Annotated in this window: 10 protein-coding genes; 8 read left to right on the top strand and 2 right to left on the bottom strand. The window is 65.8% G+C overall.

Translation table 11 applies throughout. From position 1 onward, the window contains the following. Nucleotides 1–30: 30 nt before the first annotated feature. Both ACVIYL_RS41135 and ACVIYL_RS41130 read left to right on the top strand, forming a co-directional pair. Entirely contained in the window at nt 31–1,269 is a 1,239-nt protein-coding gene (locus tag ACVIYL_RS41135) for an MFS transporter (RefSeq protein ID WP_456781281.1), read from the top strand. Nucleotides 1,270–1,531: 262 nt separating this feature from the next. Further along, nucleotides 1,532–3,148 carry a L,D-transpeptidase family protein gene (locus ACVIYL_RS41130; RefSeq protein ID WP_456781280.1) on the top strand — a complete coding sequence of 539 codons (1,617 nt, stop codon included), beginning with the start codon at nt 1,532–1,534 and terminating at the stop codon, nt 3,146–3,148. 111 nt (nt 3,149–3,259) lie between these two features. Here ACVIYL_RS41130 and ACVIYL_RS41125 read toward each other — a convergent pair whose 3' ends face one another. Beyond that, nucleotides 3,260–4,318 (bottom strand): class I SAM-dependent methyltransferase, encoded by a 1,059-nt coding sequence (locus ACVIYL_RS41125; RefSeq protein ID WP_456781279.1) that lies wholly within the window; start codon nt 4,316–4,318, stop codon nt 3,260–3,262. Nucleotides 4,319–4,498: 180 nt separating this feature from the next. After that, nucleotides 4,499–5,926 carry a glycogen synthase GlgA gene (gene glgA / locus ACVIYL_RS41120; RefSeq protein WP_057017576.1) on the bottom strand — a complete coding sequence of 476 codons (1,428 nt, stop codon included), beginning with the start codon at nt 5,924–5,926 and terminating at the stop codon, nt 4,499–4,501. Between the two features lie 153 nt (nt 5,927–6,079). Here glgA and ACVIYL_RS41115 point away from each other — a divergent pair, with 153 nt between their 5' ends. The 6 genes from ACVIYL_RS41115 to ACVIYL_RS41090 all read left to right on the top strand — a co-directional run bounded on the left by ACVIYL_RS41115 (nt 6,080) and on the right by ACVIYL_RS41090 (nt 12,735). After that, complete coding sequence (locus tag ACVIYL_RS41115; protein ID WP_456781278.1) at nt 6,080–7,312, top strand: CaiB/BaiF CoA transferase family protein; 1,233 nt, start codon at nt 6,080–6,082, stop codon at nt 7,310–7,312. Between the two features lie 117 nt (nt 7,313–7,429). After that, complete coding sequence (locus tag ACVIYL_RS41110; protein WP_456781277.1) at nt 7,430–8,971, top strand: ABC transporter substrate-binding protein; 1,542 nt, start codon at nt 7,430–7,432, stop codon at nt 8,969–8,971. 6 nt (nt 8,972–8,977) lie between these two features. Further along, the gene (locus ACVIYL_RS41105; RefSeq protein ID WP_456781276.1) at nt 8,978–9,928 is read left to right on the top strand and encodes an ABC transporter permease; all 951 of its coding nucleotides are present in this window, start codon (nt 8,978–8,980) and stop codon (nt 9,926–9,928) included. Beyond that, on the top strand, nt 9,915–10,787 hold the full coding sequence (locus tag ACVIYL_RS41100; RefSeq protein WP_092082680.1) for an ABC transporter permease: 873 nt from the start codon (nt 9,915–9,917) through the stop codon (nt 10,785–10,787). The genes ACVIYL_RS41105 and ACVIYL_RS41100 overlap by 14 nt, the downstream gene beginning before the upstream one ends. Further along, the gene (locus ACVIYL_RS41095) at nt 10,784–11,770 is read left to right on the top strand and encodes an ABC transporter ATP-binding protein (RefSeq protein WP_057017524.1); all 987 of its coding nucleotides are present in this window, start codon (nt 10,784–10,786) and stop codon (nt 11,768–11,770) included. The genes ACVIYL_RS41100 and ACVIYL_RS41095 overlap by 4 nt, the downstream gene beginning before the upstream one ends. After that, the gene (locus ACVIYL_RS41090) at nt 11,767–12,735 is read left to right on the top strand and encodes an ABC transporter ATP-binding protein (protein ID WP_057017523.1); all 969 of its coding nucleotides are present in this window, start codon (nt 11,767–11,769) and stop codon (nt 12,733–12,735) included. The genes ACVIYL_RS41095 and ACVIYL_RS41090 overlap by 4 nt, the downstream gene beginning before the upstream one ends. The last annotated feature ends 33 nt before the right edge of the window (nt 12,736–12,768 follow it).

Genomic DNA, 12,768 nt, shown 5'->3' with positions numbered 1-12,768 from the left:
GGCGAGCGATCAGCCGGCAGCACCAACGTTGTGTCAATTGTCCCCGATCAGCCCACTCCGGAGGAACCGCGCGGGCCGTCGCGGCAAAGCCAGCGCGGCCTCGACTGGTTCATCTTCTTCCTGGCCGACGTGCAGACCGGCTTCGGCCCGTTCGTCGCGGTCTATCTGACGACGCAGAAATGGACCCAGGTCGAGATCGGCTTCGTGCTCTCGATCGGCGGCATCATCGGCCTCTTGGGCCAGATGCCCGGCGGAGCGATCGTCGATGCGGCGCGCTCGGAGCGGGTCGTTGCGGGCTGCGCGGTGGCCGCGATCGGCGCCAGCGCGCTGGCCTATGCGCTCTGGCCGATCTTTCCCGTGGTGACGCTCGCCGCGACGCTGCACGCGCTAGCAAGCTGCGTGCTCGGTCCAGCGATCGCCGCGATCAGCCTTGGTCTGGTCGGGCCGCTTGCGATCGGCGAGCGACTCGGCCGCAATGCGCGCTTCGCCTCGCTCGGCAGCGGCTCGGCCGCGGCACTGATGGGCGCCTGCGGTTATCTGCTGTCGAGCCGCTCGGTGTTCCTCGTCACCTTCATCCTGGCGATCCCGACGCTGTTGTCGCTGGCCCGGATCCGCGAGCGCGAGATCGACATCGCGCAGGCCCATGGCGAGGTGAAACGGGAAGTCCCCGACAAGCGCGCCACCAGCGTGTTCGCGCTGGTGCGGCAGCGGCCGCTCCTGATCTTTGCCGGCGCGATGATGCTGTTCCAACTCGCCAATGCCGCGATGCTGCCCTTGATGGCGGGCGTGGTGACGACACGGTCGAGCCAATGGGCGCCGGTCCTGATCGCGGCCTGCATCATTGTGCCGCAGGCGATCGTCGCTTTGTCCTCGCCCTCGGTCGGCCGCATAGCCCAGATCCGGGGCCGGCGGCCGCTGCTCCTGATCGCATTCGTCGCGCTGGCGGTCCGCGGCCTTTTGTTTGCAACCGTGCGTGATCCCTATCTGCTGGTCATCGTGCAGATTTTCGACGGCATCACCGCGGCGATCTTCAGCGTGATGGTGCCGCTGATCGTGGCCGACATCGCCTTCGGCAGCGGCCATTTCAATCTCGCGCAGGGCATTGTCGGCACCGCGGTCGGCATTGGCGCGTCGCTCAGCACGGTGCTGGCCGGCTATGTCAGCGACAAGCTCGGCAGCAGCACGGCCTTCATGGGGCTGGCCGGGATCGCCGCATTCGGGCTGTTCGTGGTCTGGCTGGTGATGCCGGAAACGCGGCGGACGGCATGATGGCAGGGCGCAACCGCGGCACAATTGGGCCGCCGACCAGACCCGGGATGCGGCTACCGGCCGGTTTTGCTGCGCGGCACCCTTTCTCCTGCATGTGCCGTCATATATGAGTGAATACATAAGTGATTTGCTGCTGGAACGAGTCCGATGGTCCCCAGGAGCGAGTTCGCGCGTTGGACCGTGGCGGCGATTAATCAATCCAAAATCGCGGTCTGGTACGGGATTGACGGAGCGCGGGCAGGCATTTCGACCGAGGAGCGGCATGGTACATCGAACGACGACGGCGCAAACCACCGGAGCGATGCGGCGTTGGGGCCAACCCGCCTTTGTGACTTTCGCAGCGATGGTCACACTTGCGTCACTGACCGGCGGCGTCGCGGCGAAAGAGCAGCGTCCCGCGGCAGCCGTCGAGGCGACCGCGCCGCGCACCGCTGGCGAGCCGATCATGGCGATCGTGTCGATCAAGGCCCAGAAGGTGACGCTCTACGACGCCGAGGGCTGGATCTACCGGGCGCCGGTGTCGAGCGGTGTCAAGGGACGCGAGACGCCGGCCGGCGTCTTTGCGCTGATCGAGAAGGACAAGGACCACCACTCGACCCTCTATGACGATGCCTGGATGCCCAACATGCAGCGCATCACCTGGAACGGCATCGCGCTGCATGGCGGACCGCTGCCGGGATATGCGGCCTCCCACGGCTGCGTGCGGATGCCCTACGATTTTGCCGAGAAGCTGTTCGACAAGACCAGGATCGGCATGCGGGTGATCATCGCGCCGAACGATCCGGCCCCGGTCGATTTCACCCATCCGGCGCTGTTCGTGCCGAACGCGCAAGCCATTGCGGCGGCGCCAGCGCGCGCCGAGAAGCTCGGCCGCGAGGCCGCGGATGCCGCCAAGGCGGCCGACGAGGCGAAGAAGGTTTCGATAGCCGCGACCAAGGAGGCCGCACTGTTCACGCCTGCGTCGCTGCGCAAATTGCAGCAGATCAAGACCCGTGCCGACGCTGCGGTTGCGTTGGCCGACAAGACGCTCGCTGCGGCCAAGACCGACCAGGCCAAGGCGCGCGCCGAGGATCTGAAGCAGAAGGCGGTGGCCAAGGCCGCCGAAGCGACCACGCAGTTCGAGGCCGCCCAGGGCGACGCCAAGCCGAAGCTCGACGCCGCAGCCGCCGCCAAGGACGCCGCCAAGGCGGCCGAGACCAAGAAGGCGGATACCCAGAAGGCGGCGACCGAGGCGAAGCTCGCGCTGGAGCCGGTGTCCGTCTACATCAGCCGCGCGACGCAGAAGCTTTACGTTCGGCGCAACACCCACAAGCCATGGGCTGATGGCGGCGAGGTGTTCGACTCGAGCATCGAGGTTCCCGTAACCATCCGCGATCCGGACAAACCGATCGGCACGCACATCTACACGGCGATGGCGCGCAACGACGCCGGCGGCCTGCGCTGGACCGAGGTGTCGATCGACGATGGCGACAACGCCAGGAATGCGCTCGATCGTGTCACCATCCCGCAGGATGTGCTGGATCGCATCGCGACGACCGCCGTTGCGCGCTCTTCGATCATCATCTCGGACGAGCCATTGAGCGCCGAGACCAACTATCGCACCGAGTTCGTCGCGGTTCTGAGCAACCAGCCCCAGGGCGGTTTCATCACACGCAAGCCGACCCGGCCCATGATGACCGACGACATGGTTGCGAGCAGGGACGACGACGGTTTCGGCTTCTTCTCTCAGCGCAGCTGGAATCCCCAATCGGGCACCCAATACGGCACCCCGTATGGCAGTCCCCAATACAGCAATCCCCAGATTTACGGCAATCCGCAAGCGGCCAATCCGCGCCGGCGCGGCGGCCAGTACTTCTGGCAATCGCAACAGGACTGGTAACGGAGCGTCGAGGACGCAGGCCGCAACGAGCGGCCGCGGCGTCAGATCGGCATTGCAGCGTTGGGCGGCGGCGTGATGCCGCCGCCCAATCGCATTGTGCGGTTGCCCATCTTACGGGCGAGCTTCCAGGATCAGGTTGAACGGCGTCTCCGCGGCGCGGCGGAACCGCGAGAAGCCGCCTTGGCGCGCCACCTCGCGCAGTCTTGCCTCTCCGGCCTGCGCGCCGAGCGCGAGCCCGACCTCCTGGTCCAGCGACGCCGGCGTGCAGATCATCGTCGAGGCGGCGTAGTAGACGCGCCCGATCGGATTGAGGTTGTCCTCGAGCCGGTCGTTGGCGAACGGCTCGATCAGCATGCAGGTGCCGTCGTCGGCGAGGGTGGAGCGGGTATGCTTGAGGGCGCCGACCGGATCGCCCATGTCGTGCAGGCAGTCGAAGAAGCACACGAGGTCATAGCCCTTGGCCGGGAATGTCTTGGCGGAATGCGTTTCGAAATGAACGCGGTCCGACAATCCCGCCTCCCGCGCGGACTTCCGCGCCGCCTCGATCGAGCCCTCGTGATAATCAAAGCCGTAGAAGGTTGATTTTGGAAACGCCTCCGCCATCAATCGCGTCGAGACGCCGTGCCCGCAGCCGACGTCGGCGACGACGGCGCCTTTCTTCAGCTTGTCGACGACGCCCTCGAGCGCCGGCAGCCATTCCTGCACCAGATAGTGCTTGTAGCTGGTGCGGAAGAAGCGGGCGGTGCCGCAGAACAGGCACTCGCTGCGCCTGTTCCAGCCGACGCCTTTGCCGGTCTTGAAGGCGTCGGTAATTTTTGGCTCGTCGAGAAAGGTCGCGCCGACCAGGCTTCCGACGGCGCCGAGGAAGACCAGGCTGTCCTCGTCGGCCAGCGCGAGCGCCTGCTCGGGCAGCATCGAGAATTTTCCGGATGCCTTGTCGTACTCGATGTAGCCGGAGGCCGCCTGCGCCGACAGCCACTCCTGGATGTAGCGCTCGGCCGTTCCCGTTGCCTTGGCCAGGGCCGCGGCATTCATCGGCCCGCCCTGCGCGAGGGCCCTGTACAGCCCGAGCTTGTCGCCCAGCAGCATCAACGAGGCATTCATCGCCGCGCCGACATCGCCGATCATCTTTCCCATGAATGAATTGAGGCGCTCTTCGTTGACGTCCATGATGTTCCTCCATCGCAATCGCGTTTGGCCAAAAGTCATCATTCGCAATTTCACGCATGCGTCGTCGTCCAGCCGTGTGGCGACGTGATTGCCTGAAAGGTTCGGTGCAATGACCCGATTGTTACCGGGCCGGTGGGATCCCACAACCGCCGGGCTTCACAAGCCCGCGAGGCGAGCCGCCTACGCCATCACGCGCGGCATGATCAGCCTTTTGTACAGCGCACCATAGCAGGCGGCCGACAGGTCCCAGCTGTAGGACTTGGCCATCGCGCTGGAGCGCATGGCGTTGAGCCGGTCCTTGGCGCGGTAGGCGTCGAAGGCGCGCCTGACGCCGCCGAGGAAGGATTCCGCCGACGGCTGCGCGAACAGGAAGCCGGTCTCGCCGTCGGCGATGGTTTCCGCAAGCCCGCCGGTCTGGTGGCCGATCGGCAGCGAGCCGAAGCGCTGCGCATACATCTGGCTGAGGCCGCAGGGCTCGAAGCGCGACGGCATCAGGGTGAAATCGCTGCCGGCGAAGATTCGGCGCGCCTGCCCATCGTTGAAGCCGATGATCACGCCGATCGCATCGGGCCGGCGGCGATGCGCGGCCACCAGCGCATCCTCGATGGCCGGCTCGCCGCTGCCGGTGACGACGATCTGTCCGCCGTCCCTGACGATCTCGTCGGCGGCGGATAGCACGAGGTCGACGCCCTTCTGATGCACGAGGCGTGCGACGAGGCCAAAGATCGGCCCGCGCGAGACCGCAAGCCCGAACTGGCGGCGGACATAGTCGGCGTTGGCCTGCTTGCCCTTCCAGTCGCCGGAGCCGAACGGCTGTGCGAGCTGCGCGCAATGGCGCGGATCCCAACTCTCGTCGATGCCGTTCAGGATGCCGGTCAGCTGGTCGGCGTCGGAGCGCACGCGGAGCAGGCCTTCCAGACCGCAGCCGAGCTCCGCGGTTGTGATCTCCCTGGCGTAGGTCGCGCTGACCGTAGTCAGATGCGAGGCGTAGACGAGGCCGCCCTTGAGGAAGGAGAGCTTGTCGTAGAACTCCAGCCCGTCGATGTGGAATGAGCTTTCCGGTGCGCCGATCCGCCGCAGCGAGTCCTTCGGAAACAGGCCCTGATAGGCGAGATTGTGGATGGTGAGGATCGACGGAATCCGCGCGTTGCGCCAGGCGAGGTAGGCCGGTGTGAGCGCCGCCTGCCAATCGTTGGCGTGTACGAGGTCCGCTGCCCAATTCTTGTCCAGCATCCCGGCTGCAAGTTCGGCAGCGGCGGAGGCAAAGCGGCCGAAGCGGATGTCGTTGTCGGGCCAGTCGCGGCCGGACTCATCGCCATAGGGATTGCCCGGCCTCTCGTAGAGTTGCGGGCACAGCAGCACATAGACCGGAAGTCCGTCCCTGGTCGACGCAAGCCCGAGCGTGCAGGCCGGCATCTCGGCGAGCGCTCGGCATTGCCCAACGATTTCAATATGCGTGAACTGTTCGACCACATCCCGGTAGCCGGGAAGCATGATCCTGACGTCGCTCCACGGGCGGAGCGCCCGTGGAAGGGCGGCGGAAACGGCGGCGAGCCCGCCCACGCGGACGAAATCGTCCATCTCCGTCGTGACGAATAAGACCTTCAACAAGCGCCCTCGTTCCAGCCCGTGACATGGCTATGCAAGATCGGGTCCAATCTGCCTTTGAGTAAAATGCAAGACGGCCCGCGCTCCCGGTCTGGACGAGACGCTTTCCTGCCAGGGCGGCTCACTTTAGGGTCACGCGACGCCGAACAACCAATGACGAAGGTGGAGGAAGCCTTGCCGACGACCATAGCCGCTGACGATGAGGGGAATTTGACACGGAGCTTCGACGGCCTTCGCGTGCTCGATTTTTCGACCACGATCGCCGGACCTCATTGCACGCGGATGCTCGCCGACATGGGCGCGGAGGTGATCAAGATCGAGCCCGCCGAGGGCGAGACGATGCGGACGCGGCCGCCGGTGCGCAACAATTGCTCGACGGCGTTCGGCCAGCTCAATATCGGCAAGAACAGCCTCGTGCTCGACCTGAAGTCGCCGGCCGGCGTCGAAGTCGTGCGCCGGCTGATCGCCACCGCCGACGTGCTGGTGGAGAATTTCCGTCCCGGCGTGATGCGGCGGCTGAAGCTCGACTATGCCTCTATCCGCGACATCAATCCAAAACTGATCTTTTGCTCGATCTCCGGCTACGGTCAGACCGGCCCGTCGGCGGAATTGCCGGCCTATGCGCCGGTGATCCATGCCGCCTCGGGCTACGAGATGGCGCATCTCGCCTACCAACCGGGCCGCAGCCGGCCGGATTATTGCGGCATCTACCACGCCGATGTGCTGACCGGCGTTTACGCCTTCGGTGCGATCTCGGCGGCGCTCTACCAGCGCGCCGCCAGCGGCAAGGGCCAGCACATCGACGTCTCGATGCTGGAATCGATGCTGAGCCTGACCCTGAACGAGTTGCAATGGTCGCAATTCGAGGTGAAGCAAACCCAGCGCCCGATGTTCGGCCCGATCGAGACCACCGACGGCTACGTGATGGTGGCGATCGCCAGCGAGAAGACGTTCCAGAACCTGATGCAGGTGATCGGTCGTCCCGATTGGGTGTCCGATCCGCGCTTCGCCAAATATTCCGATCGGCGGGAGAACTGGGCGGGCCTGATGGAGGGCGTGGAGGCGTGGTCGAGCTCGGTCAGCACGCAGGCCTGCCTTGCCGCACTCAATGAATATGGCGTGCCGTCATCGGCCTATCGCACCGTGCGCGAGGCGCTCGCCGATCCGCAAATCGCCCATCGCGGCGCGCTGGCCGAGGTTGCGGACGGCGGCGGCAGCTTCAAGGTGCTCAATCTGCCGTTCCGCATGTCCGGCGCTGCGGTCGGTGCGCGCAAGCGGATGTCGACGCTCGGCGAGCACACGCTGTCCTATCTGAAGGAGATCGGGCTCTCCGAGGATCAGATCGCAGGCTTCGCGGCGCAACCGGCAAAGACGGCGCGTCATTAAGCCTGCGGCTTTTCATCCGCATTACGGTCTTGTCGCGCGCGGCGATTCCGGACAATCTGCCGCCCAACAGACGACGATCCGGAACACCGGACGTCGCCCACCTGGGAGGGAGCATTGATGAAGCTGGTCGGGCGCGCGCACGCCGTTGCGCGCATATTTCTTGTGGCGGGATTCAGTGCCGCGGCATTCGCTGCATCGGCCAATGCGCAGAAGCTGGGCGGCACGCTCAACGTTGGCCAGGAACTCGACATTCCCGGCTTCGACCCGCTCAAGGTCGGCGTCTACGACACCTCAGCCAATACCGCGGCGGCCGCAATCTTCGACACGCTGACCACACTCGACGACAAGGGCGAGGTGAAGCCGAAGCTCGCGCTGTCATGGGAGCATTCGGAAGACTTCAAGACCTGGACCATCAAGCTGCGGCCAGGCGTCAAATTCCATGACGGCACGCCATTCAACGCGAAGGCTGTGAAGGAGAATTTCGACCGCCAGAAGGATCCCGCCAACAAATGCCGTTGCGCCTTCTACATCACGAACATCATCAGCGTGAACCCGGTCGACGACCTGACGGTGGTCTATAATTTCAGCGACCCGGCCGTGAACTTCCCGGCGACGCAGACCATTCAAAGCTCCAACAACGTCATGCAGTCGCCGACCGCATGGAAGACCAAGGGCGACGACTACAACCGCAACCCGGTCGGCACCGGTCCCTACATCCTGAAGTCCTGGACCGCCGGCGACCGCATGGTGCTCGAGAAGAACCCGGACTACTGGAACAAGGGCAAGCCGTATCTCGACCGCATCGTCCTGAAGCCCTTGCCGGATGCACAGTCGCGCTTTGCCTCGCTGCAATCGGGCGAGGCCGACATCATCTGGGACGACGAAGCCGATGCCGACAACATCATCAGGGCGCGCAAGGACACGAGCCTGACCGTGCATACCTATGAAGGCTCGGGGGCTGCAGTCGCTGCCTTCAACACCAAGGTCCCGCCGTTCGACGACGTGCGCGTGCGTCAGGCGCTGGTGATGGCGCTCGACCGCACGAAGATGTCGCAGGCGATTACCAATGGCCTGGCGCGACCGGCCAGCAATCCCTACGGCGACGGGTCCTGGGTGAAGTGCAAGGATGACGGCGCGCTGCCCTACGATGTCGAAAAGGCCAAGGCGTTGATCAAGGATTACGGCAAGCCGGTCGAATTCAAGATGCTGGTCACGGCGACGCCGCGCGGCCGCACCGGCGGCCAGGTGCTGCAGCAATTCTGGAAGCGCATCGGCGCCAACATGGAGATCGAGCAGGTCGATCAGGCAACCATTCCGCCGCGCGCCTTCATGCGCCAGTTCCAGCTCACGCCGTGGCGCATCGTCGATCTCGCCGATCCCGATCCGCAGATGTACGCCAATTTCCACACCGGCAGCCCGGTGGCGCTCGCGAACTACTCCAATCCAGAGCTGGACCGGTTGCTGGAGCATGCGCGGACCACGGCCGACGTCGCCCAGCGCACCGAGGACTATTGCGCGATCAGCCGCCTGATCAACAAGGAAGCAATCTGGTTCTGGACTTTCCAGAACACCTACTACGCAATCTCGAGCGCGAAGGTGAAGGGCGTGCCGAAGATGTTCAACGGGGTGCTCGACGTCTCCGACGCCTGGAAGGAATAGCCTTTCATGCTGTTCTTCGTCGCGCGCAGGCTCCTGTACCTGGTACCGGTGCTGATCGCGGTCTCGGTCCTGACTTTCGTGATCGCCTCGCTGTTGCCCGGCGATCTGGCCTATGTGATCCTCGGCGACCAGGCGACGCCGGAGAACGTCGCGGCCCTGCGTCACGACATGGGGCTCGATCAGCCGATCTGGCTGCGCTACCTCGGCTGGCTGTGGCACATCCTGCAGGGTGATTTCGGACGATCCTTCCGCACCGGGCAGACGGTGCTGCAGGCTGTCAGCGACCGCGTCCCGGTCTCGTTCGAGCTGATGATCCTGGCCGAGCTGATCGGGCTCGTGATCGGCGTGCCGCTGGCGATCGCCTGCGCGGCCAAGGCCGGCAGCGCGTTCGACCGCTTCATGACTGGCTCGGCCTTCGGCATGCTGTCGGTGCCGACCTTCCTGTCCGCGATCCTGCTGATCTATCTGTTTGCGGTCGAGCTGCGCCTGCTGCCGGCGACCGGCTACGTGCCGTTCACCGAGGACCCGGTCGCCAATCTGCGCTTCATGGTGCTGCCGGCGTTGACGCTCGGGCTTGCGGAATGGCCGGGCATCATGCGCGTGCTGCGCTCCGACATGATCGCGGCGCTGCAGGAGGACTACATCGCGCTCGCCAAGGCGAAGGGCCTCAAGCCGTCGCGCATCCTGTTCGTGCACGCACTGAAGCCGTCGTCGCTGACGCTCGTCACCATCACCGGCATCAATATCGGCCGCCTGATCGGTGGCGCCGTCATCGTCGAGTCGATCTTCGCCTTGCCGGGGATCGGCCGCCTCCTGGTCGGCGCGATCTATACCCGCGATCTGATCATCCTGCAGGGCGTGGTGCTGCTGGTTGCCGCGGGCTTCGTGATCATGAATTTCATCGTCGACATGCTCTACGCCCTTCTCGATCCGAGGATTCGCCATGGCCACGCTTGAGCTCAGCCTCGAGGAAGAGGCCGGTGCGACGCCGGCTCGGCGCCGCCGCGGGCTCGGCATGCTGTTCTGGATCGCGATCGGCTGGATGGCGCTGGTGTTCACGGTCGCGATCTTTGCCGACCTGCTGCCGCTGCCGAGCCCGACCGACATGGACATGCTGGAGCGGCGGGCGCCGATCTCCGCCGAGCATTGGCTCGGCACCGACGGTCTCGGCCGTGACGAGCTGTCGCGGTTGATCTATGGCGCGCGCATCTCGCTGATCGTCGGCCTCTGCGCACCGATGATCGGTGTCACCATCGGCGGCGCGCTCGGCATGCTCGCGGGCTATTTCCGCGGCCGTTTCGAATCCTTCGTGGTCGGCAGCATGGACGTGCTGCTGGCGTTCCCGCCGCTGATCCTGGCGCTTGCGGTCACCGCCTATCTCGGCCAGTCGATCTTCAATCTGACCTGCATCCTCGGCGTGCTCGGCATTCCAGCCTTCATGCGGGTGGCGCGGGCGGCGACCTTGTCGCTGGCGCGGCGCGAATTCGTCATCGCGGCGCAGGCGCTCGGCGCCACGCATGCGCGCATCCTGCTGCGCGAGCTGCTGCCCAATGTGATGCTGCCGCTGCTCGCCTTCTTTCTGCTCGGCGTCGCCGTCACCATCGTGGTCGAGGGCTCGCTGTCGTTCCTCGGCCTCGGCGTGCCGCCGCCGATCTCGAGCTGGGGCAGCATGATCGGGGAGGGGCGTGAGAGCCTCGAGGTGGCGCCGCGGCTCGCCTTCATTCCGGCGATCGCGATGTTCCTGACCGTGCTCTCGTTCAACCTGATCGGCGATACGATGCGTGCGCTGACCGATCCCAGGCAGGGGGCGCTATGAGCCGGACGCTGCTCTCGGTCGAGAATGCGGTGGTCGACCTGCCGACGCCGCGCGGCAATCTGCGGGCGGTGGATCATGTCGATCTCGCCGTCGGCGCCGGCAGGACGCTCGGCATCGTCGGCGAGTCCGGGTGCGGCAAGACCATGCTGTCGCGCGCGATCCTGCAGCTGTTGCCCAAGAAGGCGAAACTGTCCGGCCGCGTGATGTTCGACGGGCAGGACCTGACGAAACTCCCGGCCGAGAAATTGCGCAAGCTGCGCGGCCGCTCGCTGGCGGTCGTGTTCCAGGACCCGATGACCTCGCTCAATCCGGTGCTGACCATCGGCACCCAGCTGATCGAGACCATTGTGGAACATCTCGAGCTCGATCTTGCCGAGGCCCGGCAGCGCAGCATCGAACTGTTGGCGGCGGTCGGCATTCCCGCGCCCGAGCAGCGCCTCGCGCAATATCCGCACCAGCTCTCCGGTGGCATGCGCCAGCGCGTCGCGATTGCGGTGGCACTGTCCTGCGAGCCACAGCTCCTGATCGCGGACGAGCCGACCACCGCGCTCGACGTCACGATCCAGGCGCAGATCCTCGATCTCTTGGCGCGCGAGCAGCAGCGCCGTCACATGGCGATGATCATCATCACGCATGACCTCGGCGTGGTCGCCGGCCGCACCGACGAGGTCGCGGTGATGTATGCCGGACGCGTCGTCGAACGCGCGCCGACGCCTGCCTTGTTCAAGCAGATGCGGATGCCCTACACCGAGGCGCTGCTCGCCGCGCTGCCGAAGCTCGACGTCGCGCCGCATACGCCGCTGCCGGCGATTTCGGGGCGGCCGCCCGATCCGACCCGGCCGCTCAAGGGCTGCTCGTTCTCGCCGCGCTGCCGCTATTCCGCGGAGCGCTGCGGCGCGGAGAAGCCGCAGCTCAGCCGGGCCGAAACGCCGGAGCATCTCTACGCCTGCTTCCATCCGATCACCGCGGGGGTCCGCGCATGATGCTGCAGGCAGCACCCGATCCGCTGATGAAGGTGGAAAACCTCGTCGTCGAATATTCGGTGGGAGGCAAGACCATCCATGCCGTCTCCGATGTCAGTCTCGAGATCGCGCGCGGCGAGACGCTGGGGCTGGTCGGCGAATCCGGCTGCGGCAAGTCCACCCTTGGCCGCGCGGTGCTGCAATTGCGCCAGGCCGTCTCCGGCAAGGTGCTGTTCGATGGGCACGATCTCACCACGCTGAAGGGCGAGCCGCTGCGCAAGATGCGCCGGCGCGTGCAGCTGATCTTCCAGGACCCGATTGCCTCGCTCAATCCGCGGCGGCGGATCGGCGACATCGTCGCCGAGCCGCTGGTGATCGCGGGCGTCAAGGATCCCGAGGAACGCCGGCGGCGCGTCAGTGACGTGCTGTCGGCGGTCGGCCTCGATCCGGCGCTGGTGAGCGGACGCCTGCCGCATGAATTCTCCGGCGGACAATGCCAGCGCATCTGCATCGCCCGCTCGCTGGTGCTCAATCCGGAATTCGTGATCTGCGACGAGCCGGTGTCCGCGCTCGATGTCTCGATCCGCGCCCAGATCCTCAATCTGCTGGAGGAGATGAAGGCGCGCTACGGCCTGACCCTGCTGTTCATCGCCCATGACCTTGCCGTGGTGAAGGCGGTCTCGGATCGTGTCGCGGTGATGTATCTCGGCCGGCTCTGCGAGGTCGGCCCGTCGGAGCAGTTGTTTGCACGGCCGGCGCATCCCTATACCGCGCTGCTGATCGAGGCGATCCCGGTGCCGGATCCGGATGTCCGTCCGACCCAAAGCGTGCCGGTCGGCGAGCCGCCGTCGCCGATTGCGCCGCCCTCCGGCTGCCGCTTCCGCACCCGTTGCCCGCGGGCCGACGCGCGCTGCGCCAGCGAAGTGCCGGAACTGCGCGTGGTTGCGCCCGGCCAGTTCGCGGCTTGCCATCATCCCCTGATCTAAATATCCGGAGGCCGACACCGCGTTTGTCCCGGA

The sequence above is a fragment of the Bradyrhizobium sp. USDA 3315 genome, assembly GCF_054056795.1.
This window is presented reverse-complemented; position numbering and strand designations above follow the sequence as displayed.

Excerpts from the sequence above, each read along its gene's own strand:
- ACVIYL_RS41130 (WP_456781280.1), top strand. The coding sequence starts at position 1,532 with ATGGTACATCGAACGACGACGGCGCAAACCACCGGAGCGATGCGGCGT.
- ACVIYL_RS41125 (WP_456781279.1), bottom strand. The coding sequence starts at position 4,318 with ATGGACGTCAACGAAGAGCGCCTCAATTCATTCATGGGAAAGATGATC.
- ACVIYL_RS41115 (WP_456781278.1), top strand. The coding sequence starts at position 6,080 with ATGACGAAGGTGGAGGAAGCCTTGCCGACGACCATAGCCGCTGACGAT.
- ACVIYL_RS41110 (WP_456781277.1), top strand. The coding sequence starts at position 7,430 with ATGAAGCTGGTCGGGCGCGCGCACGCCGTTGCGCGCATATTTCTTGTG.
- ACVIYL_RS41105 (WP_456781276.1), top strand. The coding sequence starts at position 8,978 with ATGCTGTTCTTCGTCGCGCGCAGGCTCCTGTACCTGGTACCGGTGCTG.
- ACVIYL_RS41100 (WP_092082680.1), top strand. The coding sequence starts at position 9,915 with ATGGCCACGCTTGAGCTCAGCCTCGAGGAAGAGGCCGGTGCGACGCCG.
- ACVIYL_RS41095 (WP_057017524.1), top strand. The coding sequence starts at position 10,784 with ATGAGCCGGACGCTGCTCTCGGTCGAGAATGCGGTGGTCGACCTGCCG.
- ACVIYL_RS41090 (WP_057017523.1), top strand. The coding sequence starts at position 11,767 with ATGATGCTGCAGGCAGCACCCGATCCGCTGATGAAGGTGGAAAACCTC.